Annotated in this window: 14 protein-coding genes and 1 pseudogene; 7 read left to right on the top strand and 8 right to left on the bottom strand. The window is 61.2% G+C overall.

Annotation, left to right across the window (positions count from 1 at the left end):
• Positions 1 to 14: 14 nt before the first annotated feature.
• From PSN43_RS04290 to PSN43_RS04280, 3 genes are read right to left on the bottom strand one after another with little or no spacing between them, the layout of a single operon-like run.
• Complete coding sequence (locus tag PSN43_RS04290; protein ID WP_269943514.1) at positions 15 to 440, bottom strand: hydrogenase iron-sulfur subunit; 426 nt, start codon at positions 438 to 440, stop codon at positions 15 to 17.
• Entirely contained in the window at positions 430 to 2,475 is a 2,046-nt protein-coding gene (locus PSN43_RS04285) for a CoB--CoM heterodisulfide reductase iron-sulfur subunit A family protein (RefSeq protein ID WP_272699477.1), read from the bottom strand. The genes PSN43_RS04290 and PSN43_RS04285 overlap by 11 nt, the downstream gene beginning before the upstream one ends.
• Before the next feature lie 25 nt (positions 2,476 to 2,500).
• Positions 2,501 to 2,770 (bottom strand): transposase, encoded by a 270-nt coding sequence (locus PSN43_RS04280; protein ID WP_272699476.1) that lies wholly within the window; start codon positions 2,768 to 2,770, stop codon positions 2,501 to 2,503.
• Between the two features lie 590 nt (positions 2,771 to 3,360).
• Here PSN43_RS04280 and PSN43_RS04275 point away from each other — a divergent pair.
• Positions 3,361 to 4,770 (top strand): sigma-54-dependent transcriptional regulator, encoded by a 1,410-nt coding sequence (locus PSN43_RS04275; protein ID WP_272699475.1) that lies wholly within the window; start codon positions 3,361 to 3,363, stop codon positions 4,768 to 4,770.
• 40 nt (positions 4,771 to 4,810) lie between these two features.
• Here PSN43_RS04275 and PSN43_RS04270 read toward each other — a convergent pair whose 3' ends face one another.
• The 4 genes and pseudogenes from PSN43_RS04270 to PSN43_RS04255 form a co-directional block, all read right to left on the bottom strand.
• The gene (locus PSN43_RS04270) at positions 4,811 to 6,136 is read right to left on the bottom strand and encodes an amidohydrolase (protein WP_272699474.1); all 1,326 of its coding nucleotides are present in this window, start codon (positions 6,134 to 6,136) and stop codon (positions 4,811 to 4,813) included.
• Between the two features lie 217 nt (positions 6,137 to 6,353).
• Entirely contained in the window at positions 6,354 to 6,650 is a 297-nt protein-coding gene (locus PSN43_RS04265; protein ID WP_272699473.1) for a hypothetical protein, read from the bottom strand.
• A 135-nt stretch (positions 6,651 to 6,785) separates the two neighbouring features.
• A pseudogene (locus tag PSN43_RS04260) lies at positions 6,786 to 7,097 on the bottom strand (Spx/MgsR family RNA polymerase-binding regulatory protein); the annotation flags it as partial.
• 268 nt (positions 7,098 to 7,365) lie between these two features.
• On the bottom strand, positions 7,366 to 15,795 hold the full coding sequence (locus PSN43_RS04255; protein WP_272699472.1) for a tandem-95 repeat protein: 8,430 nt from the start codon (positions 15,793 to 15,795) through the stop codon (positions 7,366 to 7,368).
• Positions 15,796 to 16,400: 605 nt separating this feature from the next.
• Here PSN43_RS04255 and PSN43_RS04250 point away from each other — a divergent pair.
• From PSN43_RS04250 to PSN43_RS04225, 6 genes are all read left to right on the top strand, one after another.
• Positions 16,401 to 17,699, top strand: coding sequence for a TolC family protein (locus PSN43_RS04250; protein ID WP_272699471.1), 1,299 nt, complete (start codon positions 16,401 to 16,403; stop codon positions 17,697 to 17,699).
• A gap of 19 nt (positions 17,700 to 17,718) precedes the next feature.
• Positions 17,719 to 19,455, top strand: a complete 1,737-nt coding sequence (locus PSN43_RS04245; RefSeq protein ID WP_272699470.1) for a peptidase domain-containing ABC transporter — start codon at positions 17,719 to 17,721, stop codon at positions 19,453 to 19,455.
• Positions 19,452 to 20,768 carry a bacteriohemerythrin gene (locus PSN43_RS04240; RefSeq protein WP_272699469.1) on the top strand — a complete coding sequence of 439 codons (1,317 nt, stop codon included), beginning with the start codon at positions 19,452 to 19,454 and terminating at the stop codon, positions 20,766 to 20,768. Before PSN43_RS04245 ends, PSN43_RS04240 begins: the two co-directional genes overlap by 4 nt.
• Before the next feature lie 16 nt (positions 20,769 to 20,784).
• Complete coding sequence (locus PSN43_RS04235) at positions 20,785 to 22,932, top strand: peptidase domain-containing ABC transporter (protein ID WP_272699468.1); 2,148 nt, start codon at positions 20,785 to 20,787, stop codon at positions 22,930 to 22,932.
• Positions 22,933 to 22,957: 25 nt separating this feature from the next.
• Positions 22,958 to 24,298 carry an HlyD family type I secretion periplasmic adaptor subunit gene (locus tag PSN43_RS04230; protein ID WP_272699467.1) on the top strand — a complete coding sequence of 447 codons (1,341 nt, stop codon included), beginning with the start codon at positions 22,958 to 22,960 and terminating at the stop codon, positions 24,296 to 24,298.
• A 258-nt stretch (positions 24,299 to 24,556) separates the two neighbouring features.
• Positions 24,557 to 24,829 (top strand): hypothetical protein, encoded by a 273-nt coding sequence (locus tag PSN43_RS04225; RefSeq protein WP_272699466.1) that lies wholly within the window; start codon positions 24,557 to 24,559, stop codon positions 24,827 to 24,829.
• Here PSN43_RS04225 and PSN43_RS04220 read toward each other — a convergent pair.
• Positions 24,826 to 26,484 (bottom strand): SulP family inorganic anion transporter, encoded by a 1,659-nt coding sequence (locus PSN43_RS04220; RefSeq protein WP_272699465.1) that lies wholly within the window; start codon positions 26,482 to 26,484, stop codon positions 24,826 to 24,828. The genes PSN43_RS04225 and PSN43_RS04220 overlap by 4 nt on opposite strands.
• Positions 26,485 to 26,589: the final 105 nt, after the last annotated feature.

Genomic DNA, 26,589 nt, shown 5'->3' with positions numbered 1-26,589 from the left:
CACCTCCCCGTCCCCTAGATCACGGCCATGGAACGCGCTTCCATGGGGCCGAGTTCTCTGATTTCGTTGATGAAGTTATTGACCGTCGCGGCGAATTCATTGCCCTCGCTCGCCCCCACCCAGGTCAGCTTGACCCGTTCCTTCTCGATGCCGAACTGGGGCAGGATCTCGTTGAGCAGCTTGACCCTCCGGCGGGCCTTGTAATTGCCGTTGATGTAGTGGCAGTCGCCGGGATGGCAGCCCGAGACAAGCACGCCGTCCGCCCCGGAAAGCAGGGATTTGACGATGTACTTCGGGTCCACCATGCCGGTGCACATCATGCGCACCATGCGCAGGTTGGGCTGCTGGATCATCCGCGAAGTCCCGGCCAGATCCGCCGCGGTAAAGGTGCACCAGTTGCAGACAAAGGCCAGAATGGTCGGTTCGAACTCATGACTCATGACGTGCCTCCTCGGACCGGACCGCCCGCTCCACCGGGATTTCCACCGGCTGCTCTCCGCCCGCCTCGGGCGGCAGCCAGCCGGGAACCATCCCTAGCAGCCCGTCGATTTCGTTGAATATCTGTGTCTCGTTGAAGTGCTTGATCTGGGCCGCGCCGCTCGGACAGTATCCTGCGCAGGAGCCGCACCCCTTGCACATGGCCTCGTTGATGACCGCCACGTTGCGCCGTTCGTCGAACTCGATGGCCGAATAGGCGCACAGTCCGACGCAGACCCGGCAGCCCACGCAGACGTCCGGGTTGATCCAGGACGTGGTCGGCGAGATGGAGACCGTGCCCTTGGCCGCGAGCGCCAGGGCCTGGGCCGCGCCGCCCGAGGCGTGCGAGACCGCGTCCGGTATGTCCTTCGGCCCCTGGCAGGTCCCGGCGAGGAAAACCCCGTCCGTGGCCGTGGAGACCGGCCCGAGCTTGGGATGCTCTTCCAGGAAGAACCCGTCCTGGCCCTGGGCGATGCCGAAGACGCGCGCCACCTCGACGGCGTCCGGCCTCGGCTCCATGGCCGTGCACAGGATGACCATGTCCACGGGCAGGCGCACGTTCACCCCGAGCAGGGTGTCCTCGCCCACCACCACGAGCTTGCCGTCCTCCTCCACGATCTCGGCGGGCCTGCCCCGAATAAAAGTCACGCCCTCTTCCTGGACCCGGCGGTAGAATTCCTCGTACCCCTTACCGAAGCAGCGCATGTCGATGTAGAAATTGTAGACCCTGGTGTCGTGGCCGACCTTGTCCTTGATGAGATGGTCGTACTTGAGCGCGTACATGCAACAGGTCCGCGAACAGTACTCGTGATAGTTTTTGTCGCGGCTGCCCACGCAGTGGATGATGGCCACGCTCTCCGGCTTCTCCCCGTTCTTCATGACGATGCGCCCCTCGGTGGGGCCGACCGCGTTGTTCAACCGCTCGAACTGGAGCGCGGTGTAGACCTCGTCGTACTTGCCGAAGCCGTATTCCCTGATCGGGGTCGGGTCCATGGTGTCGTAGCCCGTGGCCAGCACGATGGAGCCGACGTGGAAGACCTCGCGGGTCTCCTTCATGTCGTAGTCGATGGCCCCGGTGGGACATATCTTCTGGCAGACACCGCACTTGTCCTTGGTGATCTTCTTGCAGACCGTCCCGTCGATGACCGGGGTGTTGGGCACCGCCTGCGGGGAATTGCGGTAGATGGCCCTGCGGACGCCCAGCCCCTCGTTGAATTCGCTGATCGCCTTGGTCGGGCACTTCTCCAGACACGCGCCGCAGCCGGTGCAAATGTCCTCGCGGACGTAGCGCGGCTTGTGCAGCACCGTGACCGTGTAGTTGCCCACGAACCCGGTGACCTCCTCCACCTCGGACCAGGTCATCAGGTTGATGTTCGGCTCCTGGCTTACGGCCACCATCTTGGGCGTGGAGATGCAGGCCGCGCAATCCAGGGTGGGAAAGGTCTTGTCGAACTGGGCCATATGCCCGCCGATGGACGGGCTCTTCTCCACCAGATGGACCTTGTGGCCGGACTTGGCGATGTCCAGGGCGGCCTGGATGCCCGCGATGCCCGCGCCCACGACCATGACGTCGGGAAGAACCTCGACCTCGCGGGAGTAGAGCTTCTGGTGGTCGGCCACCCGCTCCACCGCCGCCTCCACGATGTGCCGCGCCTTGACCGTCGCCTCGACCGGGTCCGCCGTGGTCCAGGAACAATGCTCGCGAATGCAGCAGTGCTGCATGAGATACGGATTGAGTCCGGCCCTGGCGCACGCCTGCTGGAAGGTCTTCTCGTGCAGCCGGGGCGAACAGGAAGCGACCACGACCCGATCAAGGCCGTACTCCCGGATGTCCCGGATGATCATTTCCTGCCCGGGGTCCGAACACATGAACTGATAGTCCCGGGCCACGGCCACGTCCTTGAGGCCGCCCGCAAACTCGGCCACCTCCCGGCAGTCGACCTTGCCCGCGATGTTGGACCCGCAATGACAGACATAGACACCGATCTTTCTGGACATGTCCCATCCTCCGTGAAAACCGTGCTCAACGCGCGGGCTTGCCGCTGGTCAGCTCCAGCGTCAGCTCTCCCACCAGCTTCTTGAGTTCCTCGTTCTCGGACGCCAGCTCCATGTCGTTCGGCGCCATGGGCGGCTTCTCGAACACCCGGTAGCTGTTTTCCAGGAAATGCCCCCGCCACTTGTAGTATTGGCCCGGGCGCAGATCGTGAGCCCGACAGAGGTCGTTGACGCATTCGCCCATCAACCCCGCCAGCACGATCCTGGCCTTGGTCTTCGCATCCCACTTCCGTCTCATCCGCAGACCCTCCTGCCGCTCTTCCCGGTCTCGCCAATGGTGCCGCCTCCTCCGGGAGAGCTGGTGACTCACGCACTCCCCCGCCCAACTGTCGCCCGGCCATTCATTTTCTGGCCAACCATCTGAATCGGAAGACGAAATCAGTGAGAATCGAGGTGAACTCCAAGCCCGCGCAGGCAACTCACTTTCTCTCCAAGTCAAAATACATGCCGTTTGAAACATAGAGAGGAATATGAGGATGATACTGTGGAGACATGTCCACAAAGACAGCATAACCATTGTAAAATTCGGGCATTTTTTGTCTTGCCGCACAAGACGGTTCTCGCCCTGCAAGACGGGATATCCCGATGAGGAGAATTGAGAATAGATTTCATCGGGAGTTTCAGGCCTGTTGCGACATGAAACACTCTCCTAGTCTCCAGGCATTTCCCAGTCCGAAACAATCTCGCACGGCAAGACGGCCTGGCGAGGCAGGCTAAAATCGGTTCATTTTTTTTCAGGAATCCCGGTCGGCGAAAGACATTGCCCATGGACAGAAAAAAATGCTACGCATGAGAATATATTCATGCTGCAAGGGGAGGGGCACCCCCATGACAGACATTCTCATCGTCGACGGCGATACGGCCTTTGCCGGGCAATTGGCCGAATCGCTCCTGGAGCACGGCTTTCCGTCGGACTCCTGCGATTCGCTGTCGAAAGCCCTGGGCATCCTGCACACGGGCGCGTTCAAGGCGGTCCTGCTCGGCGACGACCTGCCCGAAGGCGACGCCGTGAAGCACCTTTCCCTCATCCGGGAAGTGCCTTCCTTTCCCGAGACCATCATCGTCACCCGCCGGCGGGACCCGGATATAGCCGAACGCGCCATACAGGGCGGAGCCTGGAACTACATCACCAAGCCCCTGAACCTGCAACGCCTCCTGGTCCTTCTGGAACGGGTCATCACCTACCACACGAAGGTCCACTCGGGCTTCTGCCCCGTTTCCCTGAGACGCCAGGGAATCATCGGCAACAGCCGGGCCATGCTTTCCTGTCTCGATTCGGTGGCCCAGGCCGCCACCAGCGACATCAACGTCCTGCTTATCGGCGAGACCGGAACCGGCAAGGAGCTGTTCGCCCGATCCATCCACAAGAATTCGACACGGAAGAACAAACCGTTCGTGGTCGTGGACTGCGCCGCCATGCCCGAGAATCTGGCCGAGAGCCTGCTCTTCGGGCATGAACGGGGGGCCTTCACCAGCGCGGACGCGCCCACCGTGGGATTAATCAAACAGGCCGACCAGGGCATCCTGTTCCTGGACGAGGTGGGCGAGCTGCCCATGTCCCTCCAGAAGGTCTTCCTCCGGGTGCTCGAAGGGCGCAGCTTCCGGCCCGTGGGCGGGACGAGGGAGATAACCAGCGACTTCCGGCTGCTGGCGGCCACCAACAGGGACCTGGAACGCATGGTCGAAAACGAGGAGTTCCGGCGCGATCTCTACTTCCGGCTGCGCGGTATGCACATCCGGCTGCCCGCGCTCCGGGACATCGCCGAGGACATCAACGAGATGACCTGCAAATTCATCCAGCGCCATTGCGAAAAACTCAACATGTCCACCAAGGGATTTTCGCCGGACTTTCTGGACGAACTCATGCACTACGACTGGCCGGGAAACGTCCGGGAACTGATCCACACCCTGGAGCAGGCCCTGTCCAGGGCGGGCAACGACGCGGTGCTTTTCCCGCGCCATCTGCCCAAGGCCATCCGCGCCCGCATCGCCCGGCGCGCCATGGAACCCGCGTCGCCGGACGCGAAACCGCTCCATCACCACGAGATAGCCCCGCCGGGAGCCTTCCCGAGCCTGCGCACCTATCGCGACCAGCAGATCGCCCAGGGCGAGGAACGGTATCTCAAGAACCTCATGGAGATCACGGGCGGCGACATCCCGTCCTCCTGCTCCATGTCGGGCCTGTCGCGGGCGCGCCTCTACGCCCTGCTCAAGCGGTACGGCATCCCGCGCAAGTAGGCGGCGCGGCGGCACCGAGTTCCGGGCATCCCCGGCCCCATCAGCCTCGAACCCGCGTCGGCAGAGCCATGCAGTCGAGAACGCAGCGGACGAACAACTCCACGCCGGGGACCAGGCTGCGCTCATCGAAATCGAAATGAAAGCTGTGATGCCCGGAGGCGAGATCGCTGCCGATCATGACGTATGTGCCCGCGCCGCCCTGCCGCCGGACCTCGGCCAGCATGACGGCGAAGTCCTCGCTGCCGCGCAAATCCACGGAATCGACGATCCAGGAAGGACGGAAGAACGGCATCCCCTCGGCGATCCGCCTGACGCGCGCCGCCAGGCCGGGATCGCTCCCGCCGCTCACGCTGCGGCCCGCCTCGGTGATGGAATAGTCCACGCCGTACATGCGGGCGGCTCCGGCCACCACATCCCGGGCGCAGGAGTAGACATAGTCGTTGATTTCGGTGGTTTCCCCCCGCGACTCGGCCTTGAGCAGAGCGTTGGGCGGGATGATGTTTCGGCCCTGGCCCGCGTTGAGGATGCCCACGGTAATCCGCGAACCGCCTTGTCCGTGGCGGGGGATGGCGTGCAGGTTCAGGGCCGCGCAGGCGGCGGTGAGCAAGGCGTTGCGCCCCTGCTCCGGGGCGGCCCCGGCATGAGCCGGAACCCCGGTGAAATGCACGTCGAATTTGGTGGTCGCCAGGAATTTATCGGTGCCGCAGACAAGTTGCCCGGTCTTCCGCGCCTGAAAGCCGATATGGCCGCCCAAGAGATAGTCCACCCCGTCGAGCGCTCCGGCGTCCACCATGGGACCGGCCCCGCGAACTCCCTCCTCTCCGGGCTGGAAGATCAGCCGGACCGTGCCCTTCAGCCGATCCCTGATCGCGGCCAGGACCTCGGCCACGCCCAAGCCGATGGCGACATGCCCGTCGTGGCCGCAGGCGTGCATCGCCCCCGGATTGACCGAGCCGAATCCCTCGCGATGCGGCCGATGCGCGTCGTCGCGGGCCTCGTCCATGTCGTTGGCGTCCATGTCGAAACGCAGGGCCACGACCGGCCCCTCGCCGCACTTGAGCTCCCCGACCACCCCGGTCAGTCCGCCCGCCATGCGCCCGATCAGCGAGGGGTCGCCCCCCTGGCCCGCAGCCCGCTCCATGTGAGCCTCGAGCTCCCCGGCCGGAGGCACGCCCAACATACTCTCCCGGCGCACGGCCTCCCCGCCGAGACGCACTTCATACCCGGCGGCCGCAAGCGCGCCCGCCACCAGGGAAGCGGTTCGGAACTCGGTCCAGGCCGTCTCGGGATAACGGTGCAGGTCACGCCGTCGCGCAACAAGCCTGCCCTCCGTTTCGGCCGCCAATCGTGCAATATCGTCCTTCATGCTTCCCTCCGGGGAGGCGTTTCCCTGCCGTGGCCCGACAGGCGGCCGAACACAACGGCGAAAACGGCCTCGCGGCCCGAAAAATCAGCACGCGAGCCCGGAATTTTCATCGCCATCGAACAAAAAGGCCCGGAGGGAAAACCTGCCGAGCCGTGACCGTCCAGCCTCGCGCCGGACGTTTTTGCGCCTGAGGCCGCAGGTTCGGCCGAACCGTCGGCTAATCGTGGCTGTGGCCGTGCCCGTCGCCGCCGTCGTGGGCGTGGTCACCATCGTGGCTGTGCGCGCCGTGGCCGTGTTCATGCTCCTCCCCGACCCCATGCTCATGGCCATGGGTGTGCGAATGGCTGTGCAGATGGCTGTGTTCGTGGGTATGGGTGGTCCCGTCCTCATGCGTATGCTCATGCACATGGGAATGCTGATGCTCATGCTCGTGTTCGTGGCTGTCCTTGCCGCCATGGGCGTGCTGGTGGGCAGCCTTGTCCTTGCCGGAATTGCAACCGCAGTTCTTGCACATAATAAAACTCCTTCAGGGCTGGATTGTATTCACCTGGACATAGTATGTATCCTATCTCCCGGCGGCACAAGTCCCGCGACAAATCATTTTCCTAGCCGCGCCGCAATAGCAACCTGCCGCGCTCCCGGCACGCGGCTACGGCAGGGCCGCTTCCCATTCGGCCTGCCTGAAACCGATCAGGACCATATCGCCGCCAACGAGGATGGGACGTTTGACGAGCATCCCGTCCGTCTCCAGCAAAGTGAACAACGCCTCGTCGGACATGGCGTCGATGGTGTCCTTCAAGCCGAGTTCCTTGTATTTCTTGCCGTTCGTGTTGACGAACCGTTTCTTGTCCCCCCCGGCGATCCCTTTCCACGCCAGGAACTCCTCACGGGTCGGGGTCTCGTTGACGATATGCCGGATCACGAACTCCACGCCGTTGTCCTCAAGCCAAGCCTTGGCCTTGCGCGACGTGGTTCAACTTGGATAATGCAACAGAATCAGGGACATGTTCTCTCCAAAGGATACAGTGTTCTTCCTGTGCCCGGCTCAAAGCGGTCGGCCGGGCCGATGACAGCCATGCAGCGCATCATCCCCATTCCATGCCGCCCGCGTCAAGCCCGCCCCGGAATGCGCGCAACAAAAAGCGAAGGCCCCGGACGCGCGTCCGGGGCCTGATATCCAAGTGGAAGATGCCGGGGAATACGGCACGCGACCGCATTTCTTCCCCGCGTTAAATGACGGGCGTGTTTTCCTCCGTCGCATCCGGGGGCGTGACGGCCGTGCCGTCCTCCGCTCCGGGGTCCATGTCGGGTTCGGCGGTCGTGGCCGTGGTTTCCGCCGCCACGGGCTCTTCCACCTCCGCGACCCAGTCGCCTTCGGCCTGCGCGGCCATCGCTTCCGCCCCGCCTTCGATCTGCTGAACCCAATCCTCGCCGTTGTATTCCAGAGTCCGATCGTTGAACTCCAGTAGCTCCATTTCGTAAAGAAGGTCCTGGCCATCCCGCCCGGCAACGGTATCGGTCACAAGGAAACCGCCGTCCTCGCCCGCCTCGATCACGTACTCATCCCGAAGCCCGGCAAAGGAGGCCGTGTCGCTTCCGGCACCGCCGTACAGTTCATCGTTTCCACCGCCGCCCGTCATGTAGTCGTTGCCGTCGCCGCCCAAGAGAAGGTCTTCCCCCTCTCCCGCCGACAGGTTGTCGTCACCGCCGCCCCCGTCCAGCGTGTCGTTTCCGGATATATCCGAAATGGCGTCGCCGCCCTCTCCTCCCGACAGGTAGTCGTTGCCCGCGCCGCCCGTCAGCAGGTCGCCTCCGTCAAGACCGGAGATGTAGTCGTTCCCCGCCGTTCCGAACAGGGCGTCGCCCATGGCCGTGCCGACAATGCCGTTCATGACTTCCAGGTTCAGCGTCTGTAGGGTGACGGCCCCGGAATCATCGACCACCGAAACGGTCACGGTGTCCGCTCCCGAGTACCCGTCATCGGCCGTGTAGAGGATATTGCCGTCCGCATCCATGGACACGACGCCGTGTTCCGCGGACAGGGTGTCGCTCTCGACAACCCCGTCAACGTCGGAGACCACGGCTATGGTCTGGGTGACGCCCGCGGCGACCGGATTGTCCACGGCCGTCACCCTCGGCGCGTCGTTGACCGCCATGATGTCGAAGGAGGTGGACGCCGTGGTCGTCTTGACGTCGCCGCCCGCGTCCAGGGTGGTCGCGGACACTTGAATCACCAGTTCGCCGTTGAAGTCGGGCTGCGGGGTGACGGTCAGGTTGTTCCAGTCCCAATCCTTCACGTCCACCGCCTGTCCGGCTTCGGTGACGGCAATTTCGTTCACGCCGTCGCTCACGACCGAACCAACCGCGAGATCGTCGACGGTGAGAGATTGCAGGGTTTCCGAACCGTCGGTGTCGATCAGTTGGGCATCAAGCTTGATGGCCACGGCCGAATCCTCGAGAACGTCGGTGATGACTTCGCTCACCTGGATGACGTCCAGCACGGCCCCCCAGCCGTCGTTATTCGTCGCCTTGAGCTCCAGCCTGGGCTGGTCGGCAGTCGCGGTGAAGGTATAGCTGTAGCTTTCCCAGGCCACATCAGGAATGATGGTGTCGACCACCGCGCCTTCCCACATGACGTCCACGGCGGAAGCCTCGCCCGCGCCATCGGCCCGGGCCGTAAGGTCGAACGTCAACCTGACGGTGTCGCCCGCCTCGACATCCACGTAACGATAGATGTTGCTGGCGTCGCCCGCGTTCCTCTCAAGCTCCACCACCATTCCCCTGCCGTCCTCGACCCCGTAGACCCAGTCCTCGTAGGATTCGATGTAGCCGCCGGTATTGTCCGTCTCCCACCCGCTCAACGTCGCCGAGCCGCCGCGCCCGGAGATGTTCTCGTCGCCAAAGGCGGCAAGGGTCTCGCCGGGGACGCCTTCCAGGGTTATGACCGCGCCGTCGGCCACACCGGCAACGGCGAGCGTGCCGTCCACATGGACAAACACGGTCCCGTCGGACACGTCGTAGGAAACGGCCGCATCCCCGCTGAAATGCTCATCAGGAACAAAGGTCCAGGTGTTGTCGCCGTTGTCCGTGAGCGTGCCGTTTCCTATGGTCAGATTCTCGATGCTGAGCGTATCCCCGTCCACGTCGAAGGCATCAGCCAGAAGCTGCTCGCGAGTGAGCACGACGGGGGTATCCTCGTCCGTGGCCAGGTCGGCGGGCACGGACGCTTCCGGCGCGTCGTTGACTGCGGAAACGAGGATAATTCCGGTTGCCGGGACCGAATCCATGCCGTCGTCGACATCGTAGCTCAGGTCGATCCGGCCGTTGAAGTTCTCATCCGGCGTGAAAGTCCATGTGCCGTCGCCGTTGTCCGAAATAACGCCGCCCGTCGCAGTGAGGTTTACTACCGACAACACGTCATTATTGGAATCGGATGCGTTGGCGAGCAGGTCGTCGGAGCTGATGACGAGAGTCCCATCCTCGGCCAGGGCAAACTCGGCAGGACCGGCTACGAGCGGCGCGTCGTTGATGATGAAGACGCTGAAGACGCTGGTCGCGTCGATGGAACCGCCGTCCGTTTCCGTGGCCGTGGCGCGGACCGTCACGTCGAAGCTTTCGGAGTATCCGGCTGGCGGCGTCATGGTCATCAGGTTGGTGTCCATACCGGTGGCATCGATCTTGCCGTCCGCTCCGGCGGTACGCGTGACCGAGCCGTCCGTCACCACGACGCCTTCGGGAACGCCCTCAAGGCCCACGGTGAGGGTTTCCGATCCGTCGGCGTCCACCAGGCTCGCACCGAGATCCAGACTGAAGGATTCGCCCCGGAGGACGGAAACGGCTGCGTTGCCCTGAACATCGATATTGACGACGCCCTCCGTGACATTTTCGCCGTCGCTGATTTGATAGGTAAAGCTGTCCGATCCGACCCAGCCTTCGACCGGGCGGTAGGAAAACGTCCCATCGCCGTTGTCCACGACCGTGCCGTGCCCGCCCTGGCTGAAACCGGCCAGGACAAGTTCCGCTCCTTCGGGATCGACCGCGTCGCGAAGCACGTTTTCCGTGGTGATCTCTCCTTCCTGAATCTGCATTCGCAGATCGTAGTCTTCCACCGAAGGAGCCCAGTTCGACGGCGCCATATCGAGTTCGAAGGAAGAATGGGAGTTGTTTGTGGCCACGCCGATCCGCCCGTCGTTCAACGGCTCGCCGAAATCATGCGACACTTGCAGGACGCCGTTCGAATAAATCGACGCGACACTGCCCTCGACCCTCAGTTCAATGGTATTGGGCACTTCGCGGTCCAACCGGATGTAGCCGGTGTTGGTCACGGTCGTATGCACGCCGTCGCTGAATTGCTCGATAGCCCAGTTGTCCGCGCCGATCCTGGCGACGGCCATCTTGAAATTGTTTTCGTCCTGATAGTCGAAGACAATGGCCCCGTTGGCCCATGAGCCGTCGTTATGGGCCGTGACGGTGGCTTGAAGCGTGAAGTTCTCATCCAAAGCTCCTTCGAATCCGACCGGCGTGACGGCCCAATCGCTGCCTCCGTGGCTGAAGACTTCAAGCTCTTTGCCTTCGATACGCCAGTCATGATCCGTCGCCAGCTCCACGGAATGCGGAGAGCCGTCGAATACCGATGAATCGAAATCCACCCTGGTGACGTTGTCGTAATGGATGACCGCCGTATTTCCCTCGCCGTCCACATCAACGGTGAGGGTGCGGGCCTCGTTGTCCAGCACCACGCGTCCGCTGGGGAAAGCGGACAGATCAATAGTGTTGACGCCGCCTCCTCCGTGGACCGTATATGTCTCTCCCGCCTGCAAATCGTTGAAGGAAAAAACGTCGTCGAAATCCGATCCCGTCGCCTCGGCCGCGTCCCAACGGTCGGTAGTCCCCGCCACGGTCTGCGCGTCATGGTTCGTCAGGTCGAACCGGACCCCTGTCGGGGAGGTGCTGAAATCGGCTATCTCGTTGGGCTGAACGTCCAGATTCGCCACCTGGATGAAAAGGGTGGGCGCATCCGCCACGGCGCTCAGGGAGATTATGCCTTCGGCCGGAGTGGAATCCACGCCGTCAAAGACTTCATAACTCAAGGCCGCCTGGCCGCTGAAATGCTCGTCCGGAGTAAAGGTCCATGTCCCGTCGCCGTTATCGAAAACGGTCCCGTTCGCGGAGGCGAGGCTTCGGACGCTCAAAGCGCCCCCGTCCACATCCGAGGCCGTGGTGAGAAGCTGCTCTTCGGTGATGACGAAAACGGTATCTTCCCGACCTGTGAAAGCCACGCTCTCAACCACCACGGGCGCGTCGTTGGTCCCGTTGACCGTGATGCGTATCAGGGTGTCGTCCGCAGCCCCGTGCTCGTCCGTGACCGTCACCGGCACGGTCAGGGTCACGGAATCGCCCGCGCCGAGGTGCTCGTAGACCTCGCCGGAGGGATCAAACGCGAAAGAGCCGTCCGCGTTCAGAATGAACCCGGCGGGCGCGGCAGCCCCCTGGCCGAGGGCGTAAGTCAGGACCGCGCCGTCATCCGCGTCAACGGCCGCCACCTGTCCGTGGACGACCGCGCCCCCCTCGTCGGCGGCGGCCAGGACCTCGGCCCCGGCCACGGGCGCGTCGTTGGTCCCGTTGACCGTGATGCGCACCTGCGAAACATCCACGGCCCCATGTTCGTCCGTGACCGTCACCGGCACGGTCAGGGTCACGGAATCGCCCGTACCAAGGTGCCCGTAAGCCTCGCCGGTGGGATCGAACGAGAAAGAGCCGTCCGCGTTCAGGGTGAACCCGGCGGGCGCGGCAACGCCCTCGCTCACCGTGAAGGTCAGGACCGCGCCGTCGTCCGCGTCAACAGCCGTGAGCCGCCCGTTCACGACGGCCGCCCCTTCGTCGGCGGCGGCCAGGACCTCGGCCCCGGCCACCGGCGCGTCATTGGTCCCGTTGACCGTGATGCGTATCAGGGTGTCGTCCGCAGCCCCGTGCTCGTCCGTGACCGTCACCGGCACGGTCAGGGTTACGGAATCGCCCGCGCCGAGGTGCTCGTAGGCCTCGCCGGTGGGATCAAACGAGAAAGAGCCGTCCGCGTTCAGGGTGAACCCGGCGGGCGCGGCAGCCCCCTGGCCGAGGGCGTAGGTCAGGACCGCGCCGTCATCCGCGTCAACGGCCGCGACCTGTCCGTGGACGACCGCGCCCCCCTCGTCGGCGGCGGCCTCGGCTTCATCGGCCACGGGCGCGTCATTGACGGCCGCGACGTCTATGGTCCCGGATGTGGACACAAAGCCCGCGCCGTCGAAAATATCGTATACCAGCCTGGCCTCGCCGTTGAAGTCCTCGCCGGGAAGGAAGGTCCAAGTCCCGTCGCCGTTGTCGATGACGGAGCCGTTTTCAGCCGTGAGATTCCCGACTATCAGCACGTCCCCGTCGATATCCGTGGCATTGGCCAGGAGTTGGGCCTCCGTAAGGATGATGGCGGTATCCTCGTCCGTGGCAAACGCGGTAGGGCCGGAAACTTCCGTGGCGTCGTTAACCGGGACGATGTCGAAAGAAGTGGACGCGGTTGTGGTCTTGACGTCGCCGTTGCCCTCCAGGGTGGTCGCGGACACATGGACCGCCAACTCCCCGTTGAAATTCGGTTCGGGCAGAATCGTCAGGTTGTTCCAGTCCCAATCCCTGACGTCGACGGCCTGTCCCGCTTCGGTGACGACGACTTCGTTCACGCCGTCGCTCACGACCGAACCGACGGCAAGATTGTCCACGGTAAGGGATTGGAGAGTCTCCGAACCATCCGTATCGATCAGTTGGGCGTCGAGCTTGAGGGCGACGGCCGTGTCTTCGAGGGTGTCGGTGATGACTTCGCTCACCTGGATAACGTCCAGCACGGCCCCCGTGGAATTGTTGTCGGTGGCCTTCAGTTCGAGCCGGGGGTTGTCGGTGGTAGCGGTGAAGGTGTAGCTGTAACTTTCCCACGACACGTCCGGAACGATGGTATCGACCACCACACCTTCCCACATGACGTCCACGGCGGAGTCCTCTCCGCCCCTTCCCGCCCGGGCCGACAAATCGAACGTCAACCTTACGGTGTCGCCCGCCTCGACGTCCACGTACTGATAGATGTTGCTGGCGTCGCCGGAATTTCTCTCCAGCTCGACCACCATCCCCCTGCCGTCCCCGACCCCGTAAACCGTGTCGTTGTGTGATTCGATGTAACCGCCGACATTGTCCGTTTCCCAACCGCTCAATGTCGCCTGGCCGCCGCTTCCGATGATGTTCTCATCGCCGAAGGAAGCTAGGGACTCTCCGGAAACGCCTTCGAGAATGATAGCCGCCCCGTCGGCGACGGCCTCGATGGAGACCGTCCCGCCGACGCGTGTGGATGCTGTTCCGTCAAACACGTCGAAGGAAAGTGCGACCTCTCCGCTGAAATGTTCGTCCGGAGTATAGGTCCACGTGCCGTTGCCGTTGTCGGCAACCGTGCCGTTTTCCACGACAAGATTCCTGACGCTCAGATCATCCCCGTCGATATCGGTGACGTTGGCCAAAAGCTGATCTGCGACAAGAAGCAGGGTCGAATCTTCACTGATGGCGAAGGCGAGGGATTCACTCGCCACCGGCGCGTCGTTGGTCCCGTTGACCGTGATGCGCACCTGCGAAACGTCCACGGCCCCATGCTCGTCCGTGACCGTCACCGGCACGGTCAGGGTCACGGAATCGCCCACGGCCAGATGTTCATAGGCCGCGTCCGCGGGATCGAACACAAAAGAGCCGTCCGGGTTCAGGGTGAACCCGGCGGGTGCGGCAACGCCTTCGCTCACCGTGAAGGTCAGAGCCGCGCCGTCGTCCGCGTCAACGGCCGTGAGCCGCCCGTTCACCACGGCCGCGCCCTCGTCCGCAGCGGCCAGGACCTCGGCCCCGGCCACCGGCGTATCGTTGGTCCCGTTGACCGTGATGCGCACCTGAGAAACGTCGGCGGCACCGTGCTCGTCCGTGACCGTCACCGGCACGGTCAGGGTCACGGAATCGCCCACGGCCAGGTGCTCGTAGGCCGCGTCCGCGGGATCGAACGAGAAAGAGCCGTCAGGGTTCAGGGTGAACCCGGCGGGCGCGGCAACGCCTTCGCTCACCGAGAAGGTCAGGATCGCGCCGTCATCCGCGTCAACGGCCGTGAGCCGCCCGTTCACAACGGCCGCGCCCTCGTCCGCAGCGGCCAGGACCTCGGCCCCGGCCACCGGCGTATCGTTGGTCCCGTTGACTGTGATGCGCACCAGGGTGTCGTCCGTGGCACCGTGCTCGTCCGTGACCGTCACCGGCACGGTCAGGGTAGCGGAATCGCCCACGGCCAAATGTTCATAGGCCGCGTCCGCAGGATCGAACGAGAAAGAGCCGTCAGGGTTCAGGGTGAACCCGGCGGGCGTTGCGGCCCCCTCGCTCACCGTGAAAATCAGGACCGCGCCGTCATCCGCGTCAAAGGCTGTGAGCCGCCCGTTCACCACGGCCGCACCTTCGTCGGCGGCCGCCAGGACCTCGGCCCCGGCCACCGGCGTATCGTTGGTCCCGTTGACCGTGATGCGCACCAAAGTGTCATCCGTGGCCCCGGCCCTGTCCGTGACCGTCACCGGGATGGTCAGGACAACGGAGTCCCCCACGTTCAGATGGTCATAAGCGGACACCGTCGCGTCGAAACTGTACGCGCCGTCGGCTTCGAGGACGAAGCCCGGAGGGGCCGTATGCCCTTCCGACACGCTGAAGACCGCGACCTCGTTGTCGTCCACGTCGCTGGATTCCAGCCGGTCAGATAAAAGGACGCCGCCTTCGACGACATCCGCCGCAGCCGGATCGGCCATCACAGGGGCGTCATTCACCTCCGCAATGCGGATGACGCCGACTGCGGGAACGGTATGCACGCCGTCCGTGACCATATAACGGAGCGTTATCTCGCCGTAGAAATGCTCGTCCGGGATGAACGTCCATGTCCCGTCGCCGTTTTGAACCAGGGTCCCGCCGTCCGCCTGCACGTTGAGGACGTTCAGCGCGTCCCCTTGGGCGTCGAGGGCGTTGTCCAGGAGCTGTTTCTGGCCGATCAGGATGGAGCCATCCTCATTCATCTCGAATTCGACGGCCCCGGTTATCTCCGGAACAAGGTTGACCCGCTTTTCCTCGACACCATCCCCGTCCGAGACAGTGACCTCCACCGGCACCTCGACTTCCCGCCCCCCAGGTTGACGCGGAATAAACAGAAACGAACCGTCATCCTGCCGCTCGACAATACCCACCTCTTCGGCGACATCGACGTCAACGGTTTTGTACCGCACGCCAGTCTCGGCAAAAAGGACATGCTCGATAGCTTCCGCCCTGATGACTGCGGGAGCGTCCGGAGCATGGAAATACGCCTTGGCGGCCAATTGAGGCAGCCCGGCGTCCGGCGAAGGCTCCACCGTCTCACGCGGAGTCTTTTCCTCGATCCGCTGTTCCGCCACGGACCGGGCGGCCTGGGTTTCCTGCTCCAGTGCGCCAGCTTCCGGCACAATCGCGTTCACGTCCTTGATATGGATCGTATCGTGAACGGGAAGTTCGATGACTCCGAAAATCTTAGCCTTGTAGAGCGACTCGTCCCGGCTTTCGGGGGACAAAGGCGCATTGTTCCCAGTCTGGTCGACGTATTCTTCGGTCATGGCGTACTCCTTGGCGATGCCTTGCGCGATGGTAGGTCCGTTGCCGGAGGCACTTTGCCGCAAGGCTTGTTATCCGTTATAAAAATTACAATGAGATAACGACCAGTCAATTATAACCATATGCGACCGGCGCCGAACGCCGCAAAAACACCAATGAACACAACATATTAACGGCCAGACACCCTCGAAAAGCGCCACCGGAGGATTCGAAATCGGAAAAGGGCGCGCCACACGGCGGCTTGCTCCCCAACGGCCGCCGGACGGCATCCGGCATGGCTGCGGCGGGAACGGGCGTTCGTAAAAAAATAATTGAATGATTGGTTGTAACAACGCAAAACGATAAAGCTTTACACGACCAGATTAGAAAAGACGGTTGAGGAATCCGCTTGAGCCTGCCGCGGCCTGTCCCAGGCATCGAACCGTCAAAACGCCTGCTGCCGGGAACCGATCGGATATCGTCAGCGGACAGGACGAGTTGCGAAATCATGCGGCGAGATGCGCACAGGAACGGGAAACTTATTTAAAAACTTGCTTTGCTGTATTGATTTGTTGGAATAATCATGTACGCATATAGCCCAACAAGTTATCTACATGGGAGGCTTTGTATGTTCCATGGCAGGAGTTCCGTCGGTTGCGCATTCTGCGCCTGTATTTTCTGCATCGCCCTTTTGCCCTCCATGGCGGGAGCGACAGACTTTCAAACGGCCGTAAAGCTCACCCTGAACGAGTCGCCGGAGATCGAGGCCGCCCGCAAGGACGTACAAATCGCCGAAAGCCAGTTCAAGGTCGTCGTCGCCGAATACCTCCCCCAGTTGTCCGGCCTGCTCAGGACCGGCTCCATCACGGAAGACTACTCGGACTCCTCGGACACGTATGAGGAGACGATCGCCAGCCTTCACCTGTCCCAGGAGATCGTCGACGTTTCCAAGTATTACAGCATTAAGAAAGCCGAATCCGAAGTGGACGTCGCCAAGGCCGAGCTGGAAAACAGGAAGCAGACCGTCCTGCTCGCGGCCGCGAAAATATGGGGCGCTTATTGGAGAACGCTGCGCCAACTGGAAGTCAACGATGAAAACGTGTCGATCCTGGCCTCCTTTGTCGAGGGAACGGAGCTCAGATACGAAGCGGGAGAACTGACCTTGGCCGACGTGCAACTGGCCAAGACGCGATACGAGGCGGCCCTCTCCCAACGGAACAGGTTTCTTCGGAACATCGCCGCCGCCCGGGACAATTACAGGCAGATAATGCTTGCTCCGGCGCCCCCCGACATCGCCCTCCCCGACATCGACATCAACAGCTACTCACTGCCCGACGACGAGCAGGCCGTGTCGGACCACCCGTCCATCCGCCCCCTCAAGAACCAACTGGAAGCGAGCAAAATGGACGTCAAGCGGCAGCGGGCAGGGCACTTGCCCACCATGGGGCTGGAGTCCTCGGTTTCGCATCAGACGAGCGGAGAATACGCCTCCGCGAGATATCCCTACAACGAAAGCACCATCGGGCTTGTGGTCGAGATCCCTATATTCAGCGGCGGGAGCGTCTACTACTCCACCGACAGGGCGCAATCCGCGCAAGGCAGCCTGCTCGCGAGGATAAGGGACCTACACGACAGACTGGTGCGGGATCTTAACACCGCCCGGACGAATTACTCGGTGAACATGGATGAAATGGAAACCGCGCGCCTTCAGGTGGAATACGCCGAAAGAACTCTTGAATGGATGCAGGAGGAGTTCAAGCTGGGCACCCGGACCTCCATGGACGTCTTCCTGGCGCAGTCGGCGATGATTGACGCGCGCCTCCAGCTCACGGTGGTCCAGGAAGAAGGTTTCACATTTATAATGGATTACCTATACGCACTAGGTATACTGCCCGTAACCGTAGAGGATGCCGTGAACACCAATTAAATCTTCCGGAGGCCGGACTATGAGCGCATCGGCGCAAAAAGGTGTGAAGAGTGACTCCCCGCTGACTCTGGCCACCAGTACCGAGCGCTGGCCGGACCTCATGCGTTCGATCCCCGCCTTCGGTCCCGACGCGGGAACCCTCGCGTTCGTGACCATAGCCATAAACCTGCTTGCCCTGGCTCTCCCCCTGGCCCTAATGCAGGTCTACGACCGCATCATCCCCAATTCCAGTTTCGCCACCCTCGGATGGCTCGTCATAGGCGTATCCACGGCCATAGTCTTCGAGACCGCCCTCAAGATCGTCCGGGGGTTCATATCGAACTGGCTTTCGGCCCGGTTGGAGCACATCCTCAAGAACGAGGCCATGGACCGATTCCTTTCGTCGCAATTGAACAGCTATGAGAAAGACAAGCCCGGCGTTCATTTCGAACGGTTCAACGCCATCGGGGTCATCAAGTCGTATCTGTCCGGACAGGTCCTCACCGTGCTGCTCGATCTGCCCTTCGCGGCCCTGTATCTCGGCCTGCTGTATTACATAGGCGGACCGCTGTGCTACTATTCCCTGCTGTGCCTGGCCGTTTTTTTCGCGATTACCCTTTTCTACAAGGCCCGCTTCAAAAGGCAGAACACGCAACAGGTGGCCTTGAACAACGAGAAGCTGGATTTCCTGCTCGAATCGCTGGGCGGCATCCACACGCTGAAATCCCTGAACATGGAAGACCGGCTCATAAGGAAATTCGAGAACATCCAGGGCAGAAGCGCGGAGAACAGCCTCAAGGCCAACCGCTGGAAGTCGGTCCCGGCCAACAGCGCCCAGTTCATCACGCAGTTGAACACCCTGGGCATCATCTTTCTGGGGGCGGATCTCGTCATCAGGGGAAACCTGACGATCGGCGCCATGACCGCCTGCACGATGCTGGCCACCAGGGGAATACAACCCATCATCAGATTCGCCGGATTCTTCCTGCGGTTTTCCGAAGTCGACATCGCCCGTGAGGGCGTCGGCAAAATCGTCGGGCTCAGTTCCTCGCCCCGGGAAGCGGACATCCCCGCCATCAAGGATGTGGAAGGAAACGTCTTTTTCGAAAAGACAAGCCTCGCCGACGCGGACGGCAACACCGTCATCCCGCAGTTCAGCGCGGTCTTCCCCGCCGGAGACGTCATCGGCGTGGCCGGACCGGACCCCCGGCAGACCACGTCGCTCATGCTGCTGCTGTGCGGCATGTACAAGCCGACAACCGGCTCGGTCCACATCGACGAATATCTCATTTCCAGCATGGACCACTCCCATTTCAACGGGCGGGTGGTCTACCTTCCCAAAAGGGGGCGGCTCTTCCAGGGGACCATCCTGGACAATATCGCCATGTTCGACCCCGCGCGAAAGGCCTGCGCGCTGAATGCGGCCTCGCTCCTGGGAATGGACGAGTTCGTGGCCAACCTGCCCAACGGCTACGAAACCGAGGTGGACCAACGCTCCAACCACTCGCTGCCGTTGGGACTGATCCAGCGGACATGCATAGCGCGGGCTCTCGTCACCGGCCCGAGGGTGCTCATATTGGACCGGCTTTTCAACAGCCTGGACCATGACACCCTGGGAATCACCCTGGAGGTCCTGAAAAAACTGAGAGGGAAATGCACGATCTTCCTGGTGGCGGACTACGGAGAGTTCTTCATGGATGTCGACGACGTGATCCACTGCGCGCCGGACAAACTGACCGTCCAAACCTCGAAGCAGACCGCCGGGGGAAGCATATGAACAAGTCGAAATGGGGAAAGTACGTGATCCAGACGGCTTCGAGATGGGAAGACATCGAAGACGTCGTCCGCGCGACGGGAATCGAAAGGATCGACCATGACCACCAGCGGCTGCTCGAATACATTCTCGCCATGGAAGAGTCGCCTCGTGCCGATACGGGCCGACGTTCCACCTCGCGGCTCATCGAAAACCAAAAACTGACCTTCGAAAGATTCCTCAACACGCTCAAACGACACTATGAGACGGAAGAGGCTTTCATGAGCCGCTACGCCCTTCCGGGCCGGGAGGAACAACTCTCCCACCACGAATCCTTCCTGGCGGGCTCCGAGGCCATCATCGAGGACTTCAACTCCGGGGTGCTGTCCTTCTACCAGGAGATGAAGGGGGAAGTGCTGCCCCATCTCATAGAGCACATCAACGGCATCGATTCCAAGACCTTCGCCCTGGACAATTTCCTGCCGGCGCTGATGAGAGCCCGTTCATGGGCGGACATCTCAGAGATCATCAAGTCCACGGGAGTTCCCTTTGTCGACGAGGAGCACCAGATACTGACGCAGCTCATCATCGACCTCAACACCTACCTCTCCGAAACGGATTTCGAGGCCGACACGCAGGGCAAAAAGGAAAAGACCCTGGAGATGACCGAGGGAATACAGGACTTCACGAAGAACCACTTCGCCCATGAAATCGATTTCCTGAAGCGGTACGCCATCCCCACGGACACCCAGGACTCCCCCCATGCGTTTTTCACGGGAGAAATGGACAGGATTCTCGGCAGGATGCGCCGGGGAGACTTTTCATCCATGAAGGAAGTGGTCGAATTTCTGCTCTCCTGGTGGGTCAAGCACATCAATGGAAGGGACTATCTGGACTTCCATTTCTCGCGGCTCGCGGCCCCCATCTTCAAACAGGCCGAAACGTCCGACGATTTCACATGGCTCATCAGGAAGACCGGCGTCGACCAGATCGATTCCGAACATGCCCAGATGATCAACATGCTGATGGAGATGCCCGCCCAAAAGCGACAGGACGAAAAATCGTTCGATCCCCGCAAGGCCCTGGGAGATCTCCTGGAGTTCGTGAACCTGCACTTCGCTCATGAAGAGAAAATAATGCGGGACATGGACATCCGGGAGCTGGAAATACACCGGGAGGCTCACCGCCGCATCTCGGCCAACATAGGCGACGGCATGACCCATGCCGTGCTGGGCAAGGCCCTGGTGTCCCCCTCGCTGTGCAAACGGCTGATGAACTGGTGGGTGTCCCACACCAACGGCATGGATTACGAGACGTTTATCCTGAACAGGAGCTGATCCAGGGGAAAAAAAGATGAGCGTATCAGTGAAAAGAGAACGGGCCGCGGGCAAGCTTGGCAGAGTCATATTCCCGCTTCTGGACGCCCTGGGCTGGAAGGGCGACAAGCGGATGTTCCTCAACGCCATGCCCTACGATCTGAACCGGCTCGAGCTGGACGACTTGGTTAACACCATCGCCTCGCTCGGATTCAAGGTCAATAAGACGTCCGGCACCCTCAGGGGACTTGATGGGCGGATGCTGCCCTGCCTTTATCTCGACCGGAACCAGAATCCTCTTGTGCTGCTCAATTTTGAAAACGGCCGGTTCCTCGGCTACGACAGTTGGGCCGCCCAGTTCAAGGAAATCCAGCCCAACTCGGAGAAAGGGACCTTTTTCTTCTTCGAGGCCATGGAAGACTCCATATCCAATCTGGAGAACCCGCAACAACACTGGTTCTCCAACATCATGACCCGATTCAAGGGAATCGGCGCCGTCGCCCTCTTCATCTCCTTTCTGTTGACCTTCACTACGCTGATGGTGCCGTTCATCGTCATGGGCATCTACTCGCAGATAGACACGGCCGAATCACTGACCGGATTCTGGGGAATCGGCATCGGCGTCCTGGGCCTCCTGCTCGTCGACTTCTTCTTCAGGCTGTTCCGCTATCGGATAGTGACGTTTCTCGGCGCAAGGCTGGACTACCTTATATCCACGCAAGTTTTCAGGAGAATACTGTATTTCAGCCCGACCTCGACCGAGAACGCGCCCATCGGGACGCAGATCATACGGATGCGTGATTTCGCCTCGGTCAGGAACTTCATCGAGGGGCCGGGCCTGGTCGCGCTCCTGGAACTTCCCTTCATCATCATCCTTTTCGTCGGTTTGGTCCTCATGGGCGGTTCACTGGCCTACATCCCGCTGGTCGCGGCCATCCTGCTCATCATCTTTTCCGTGATCGCCATGCCCTTTTCCCGAAAAGCCACCTTGGAGGCCAGCGAACACGTCAGCAAGCTGCAATCGTTCATGATCGAATTCTTCACGGAATTTCAAGCGATCAGGATGAGCGGGCTGGCCCACCGCTGGAAACGGCACTTCGAGACGCTGTCGGCCAACGCCGCGCTGGGGTCCCTCGCGTCCGCCAACATCTCCACCGTCATCACCTGCGTTTCCCAGGGGGCTGTCCAGCTCGCCGGGATAGTGACCATCGGCATGGGCGTCCTCGGCGTATTGAACGGCCAGTACAGCAGCGCGGTGCTCATCGCCGCAATGCTGCTGGTCTGGAAGATAATGGCCCCGCTCACATCGGGATTCTCCATTTTCTCCCAATCCATCCACATCAGGAAGTCAATCGACCAGCTCAACCGATTCATGGTTATCCCGCTTGAACAAACGACCTCGGATATGGCCGAAATCCGCCTTCGCGGACCAATCGAGTTCAAGGGAGTCTCCCTCAAGTACAAGCAGGACTACCACCCGGCCCTTCTCGGAATCGACCTCACCATCGACACAGGGGAATTCGCCGTCATCAGGGGGCATGACGGCGCGGGCAAATCCTCGCTGCTCAAGCTCATCCTCGGAATGTACAAACCCCAGGCAGGGAAAGTGGCCATCGACAGCTTCAATATTCAGCAACTCGCCCCGACCCGGCTTCGCCGGTCCATCATGTACCTGCCCCAGGAAGACACGTTGTTTCACGTCAGCATACGGCAAAACCTGCAATATTATTCTCCGACCGCGGATGACGACGACATGGAGAAGGCTTTGCGGGCGGTGGGGCTGTGGGAGGAAATCCAGGCGATGCCGGACAAGCTCGATTCGGAAATATGGAAGGGACGAGCCGAAGGTGACGACGTCTCCCTCACCAGACGCCTCTGCCTCGCCCGCGCACTGCTGAACGATGCGGACGTTGTCCTCTTGGACGAACCAACCAGAGGCCTCCAGCGGGAAGACGTCGTGAAGCTCCTCGACGTGCTGCGGGCCTTCAAACAATCGAAAACCGTCATCCTCGTCAGCAACAATTCCGTTTTCCTGCCGCTTGCGGACAAGATCGTCACCCTCGACATGGGGAAGATCGTCGACGTGAGCGTCCCGGCAACGGAGGAGGAAGACGCACCGGCAGGAGCGAAGCTGATGCAAGACGTGGTCGAAACCCCTGAAGTCCGCAGTGCCGGACGGCAATAGCCTGTCTGTCGAAGGGAGATCCAGCATGAAAGGCAAGAACGAAAACAGCGCGCAAAATTATCCGGGAAAGCCGCAGAACCGATACATCGACAGGTCCATCCTGCTGAAAGAGGCAGGCAGTTCCGTCGTCCTGAAAAAAATCGCCATGGCGATCGTCCTGATCCTCCTCATATTCGTGGTCTGGGCGAACTATCTGGAACTGGACGAGGTCGCCTTCACAACCGGCGAAATGGTCCATGAGGGCGATGAGGTGAAGCTCAGGCACATGGTGGGCGGGACCGTGACGCAGATCCTGGTCAGGAACAGCGCCATCGTGAAAAAAGGCCAACCGCTGATTCGCCTCGACCCCGATGTCTCGCAGTTGGAGCTGGAATCCATAGAGGTCGAGAAGACCGTCGCCGAAGCGGAAAGAATCCGCCTCGAAGCGCTCATAACCAACCAAACGCCGGACTTTTCACCCGTCCAGGATACGTTGGTGCGGGAAACCCAGGCCAGGGTGTACGGGCACATCAAAAAGGCGCTGGAAGCCGAGGAATTGGTCATCCGCAGCCAGATGAAGCAGTTGGACAACGAGATTGTTCTGCTCCGGCAATCGCAAAGCAGCCTCAAGCGGACCGTGGACCTGGTTCAGGAGGAGCTGACCATCCGGAGAAAGCTGGAAAAGAAGGGGCTCAACACGCGAATCACCCTTCTTCAATTGGAGAAGGAACACAACGACGCGGTGTCCAGATTGCAGCAAGTCCCGACCAGCATTGCGAAACTGGTCGAGCGCAAGGCCGAGTTGACCACCACGCTCGCCAATCTTGAGGCAAAGGCCTTGAACAAGTGGACGAATGAGCTGGCCGAGGTGAACACCAGGCTGCTTGCCCTCGAAAAGAAAATCAGCATTTCAAGCAGCGGCATCGAGGATTTGGACGTGAAGGCCCCTGTCGACGGCATTGTCCAGAACATCAACATCCATTCGGCGGGTGAAATCGTCCAACCCGGCGAGGTGCTTCTGTCCCTGATCCCCATTGAACGTCCCCTCGTCGCCAAGGTCAAGATATCCTCCAAGGATATCGGGCACGTCCAGATAGGACAGGAAGCCGTTATGCGTATCACGACCTACGACCCGCGACGCTACGGAGTGGTCAAGGGCGAACTGACCAACATATCCCCGTCGGCCTTCGTCCCTGAGAACCGGGAACCCTACTACGAAGGCATCATCCACCTCGACAACAACACCATCGAGGCGGGCGGGAAAACATTCCAGATATTCTCCGGCATGACGCTGACCGCAGACATCAAGACCGGGACCAAGACCCTCCTGGGATGCCTCCTCAAGCCCATCCATCTCGCCAAGACCATGGCCTTCAAGGAGCGATAGGGGCAGCCCTGTCAGGGAAAAAGGCCGCCCGGGCGAAACCGGACGAAGGCGGCATTTAGCCAGGACGGCAGTGTCCCCCTGCCTTGCGTATCAACGAACTTCCCTCCTCACGCCTTCAGATTCGAATCTGAAGGCGTGGGGCAATTGAATCGGCTATTCCTGAAAGCACCCACAGCGCTTCCGGGAACCGAGTCCCCGTCCTCGCGCCGAGTGGAATTCTCATCGATTTGCTGAAAACAGCTTTTCACGCCTGCTTCAATGAAACAGGCCCCCTTTTTCAGAGGAAAAGGCGTACAACGGCCTCAAAAATCAAGGACGCAAATGGGGCGTAGTACCCCATCATTATCGCTTCCGCGTCAGGATAAGTGTCACAACACACTGTTTTTCAAATATAAAACAGCAAAAGATACAAAAGGTGCCACTGGGGAGAAAAGTACCGCACGATTCTCAAGCCGCCGAATGTACCCTTCCCCCCAGGACAAGGCGCGCCACGACTGGCGCTTTCAATTTGTTTTTATTGACTATTTTTAACAGACGGTTTGACGCCGGTTGTCGCCGTCCATAACGGCTCCCAGCCGTTGCGGGTCCAGAATGGAGCGTGCGGCGGCCAGCACCGACTCGTGGCTCCCGTAATAGGCATCCCTGCCAAGGTACTTCCCCATTCCGAGCTGTTGCAGCTTGTCGCGCTGCTCGTCCCTGACGGCTAGCAGGACGCGCACATTCGCGGATTGCAACTTCTCCACAGTCTCGCCCAGGGCGAACACCGCGGAAAGGTCCATGAACGGGACATCCAGGCAGTTGACCACCACAACCCGCGTTCCAAGCATCGAAGCGAGCTTGTCCTGCATGTTGGCGGTGGTGCCGAAAAAGAAGGGCCCGCGTATGGTCACGACCTGGATGCGGTAGTCCGTCTCGCGCTGGATGGTGTCCTCGGCTTCGACAACGCCGGAACAGTTCTCGACTTCCGTGATGCTCACGCTGCACTGTTTGGCGGTGCGCACGGCGACCATCACCGCCGCGAGGGTCATTCCGACGCCGACGGCGACGATAAGGTCCACGAAAACCGTCACGCAAAAGACGACGGCCATTATCAGCAAATCGGCGCGGGGCGCTTTCCTCGCCAGCGAAAGCAGCTTGTAGTCGACGATATCCACGCCCACTTTCACGAGAATACCGGCAAGAACGGCCAGGGGAATGCGCGACGCCAGCGGACCGAGGCCCAGCAATACGGCCAGGAGAAAGAGGGAATGCACCATGCCGGAAACGCGCGTGGAGCCGCCCGCCTTGATATTCACGACGGTTCGCATGGTCGCGCCCGCGCCCGGAAGCCCTCCGAACACCGCCGCCACCATGTTGCCGATGCCTTGTCCTATAAGCTCCCGATTAGAATTATGTTTTTTCCGCGTCAGCGAGTCCGCGACAATGGATGTGAGAAGCGAATCGATGGTTCCCAGAACGGCGAGGACCAACCCCAGCCCCACGATCCGCCCGACCTCGGAAGTGGCGAAGCTCGGCAGTATGGGAACGGGAAGCGCCGAAGGAATCTCCCCGATCGTGGCGACGTCCAGGCCGAACCACCAGGCAATCCCCGTTCCGAGGAGCAGCGCGACGAGAGGCGACGGAATGATGCACGTCACCTGGGGAGGAATAAGAAATACCACACATATGGTCAGCCCTCCCAAGAGCAGCGCGGGCCAATGGACTTGGCCCAAGGCATCCGCCAGGCCGAGAAGCGCCGCCATGGGCGAATTGACGGACGGCAACCCAAGCAACGGCTGTATCTGAAGAAGGATGATGATAAGGCCTATGCCGCTCATGAATCCCGAAACCACAGGGTACGGGATGAAACGGACAAAAGAGCCCAGGCGGGCTGCGCCGAGAACGACCTGCGCCAGGCCCGCCACCATGAATACGGCCACGACAGAGTGCCAGTCCGACGAATACGCGGCGATGGCCGAGGCGGCGACAATGGTCATGGGACCGGTCGGTCCGGACACCTGCGTCTGGGTGCCTCCGAACACGGCCGAGAAAAAGCCAAGGGCGATAGCCCCATACAGACCGGCGGCAGGTCCGGCTCCGGACGCCACGCCGAAAGCCAGGGCAAGGGGCAACGCTACGATCCCGGCGGTCAACCCTCCAAGGACATCCCCGCGAAATATCTTCATATCATACATAGACGATTTCATCTTGAATTCCTTTTTCCACACGATTGAGAAGCATGGCGACAGATCTTGTCCGGCACACGCAATTCACGGGATCGACTGCCCGCGATTTGCCGCAGGGCATGTCCT

The sequence above is a fragment of the Desulfovibrio sp. Fe33 genome (genome assembly GCF_028532725.1).
Classification (GTDB): domain Bacteria; phylum Desulfobacterota; class Desulfovibrionia; order Desulfovibrionales; family Desulfovibrionaceae; genus Pseudodesulfovibrio.
The sequence above is the reverse complement of the archived record's forward strand: the minus strand, read 5'-3'. Positions and strand labels throughout refer to the sequence as shown.

Excerpts from the sequence above, each read along its gene's own strand:
- PSN43_RS04290 (WP_269943514.1), bottom strand. The coding sequence starts at position 440 with ATGAGTCATGAGTTCGAACCGACCATTCTGGCCTTTGTCTGCAACTGG.
- PSN43_RS04285 (WP_272699477.1), bottom strand. The coding sequence starts at position 2,475 with ATGTCCAGAAAGATCGGTGTCTATGTCTGTCATTGCGGGTCCAACATC.
- PSN43_RS04280 (WP_272699476.1), bottom strand. The coding sequence starts at position 2,770 with ATGAGACGGAAGTGGGATGCGAAGACCAAGGCCAGGATCGTGCTGGCG.
- PSN43_RS04275 (WP_272699475.1), top strand. The coding sequence starts at position 3,361 with ATGACAGACATTCTCATCGTCGACGGCGATACGGCCTTTGCCGGGCAA.
- PSN43_RS04270 (WP_272699474.1), bottom strand. The coding sequence starts at position 6,136 with ATGAAGGACGATATTGCACGATTGGCGGCCGAAACGGAGGGCAGGCTT.
- PSN43_RS04265 (WP_272699473.1), bottom strand. The coding sequence starts at position 6,650 with ATGTGCAAGAACTGCGGTTGCAATTCCGGCAAGGACAAGGCTGCCCAC.
- PSN43_RS04255 (WP_272699472.1), bottom strand. The coding sequence starts at position 15,795 with ATGACCGAAGAATACGTCGACCAGACTGGGAACAATGCGCCTTTGTCC.
- PSN43_RS04250 (WP_272699471.1), top strand. The coding sequence starts at position 16,401 with ATGTTCCATGGCAGGAGTTCCGTCGGTTGCGCATTCTGCGCCTGTATT.
- PSN43_RS04245 (WP_272699470.1), top strand. The coding sequence starts at position 17,719 with ATGAGCGCATCGGCGCAAAAAGGTGTGAAGAGTGACTCCCCGCTGACT.
- PSN43_RS04240 (WP_272699469.1), top strand. The coding sequence starts at position 19,452 with ATGAACAAGTCGAAATGGGGAAAGTACGTGATCCAGACGGCTTCGAGA.
- PSN43_RS04235 (WP_272699468.1), top strand. The coding sequence starts at position 20,785 with ATGAGCGTATCAGTGAAAAGAGAACGGGCCGCGGGCAAGCTTGGCAGA.
- PSN43_RS04230 (WP_272699467.1), top strand. The coding sequence starts at position 22,958 with ATGAAAGGCAAGAACGAAAACAGCGCGCAAAATTATCCGGGAAAGCCG.
- PSN43_RS04225 (WP_272699466.1), top strand. The coding sequence starts at position 24,557 with ATGAAACAGGCCCCCTTTTTCAGAGGAAAAGGCGTACAACGGCCTCAA.
- PSN43_RS04220 (WP_272699465.1), bottom strand. The coding sequence starts at position 26,484 with ATGAAATCGTCTATGTATGATATGAAGATATTTCGCGGGGATGTCCTT.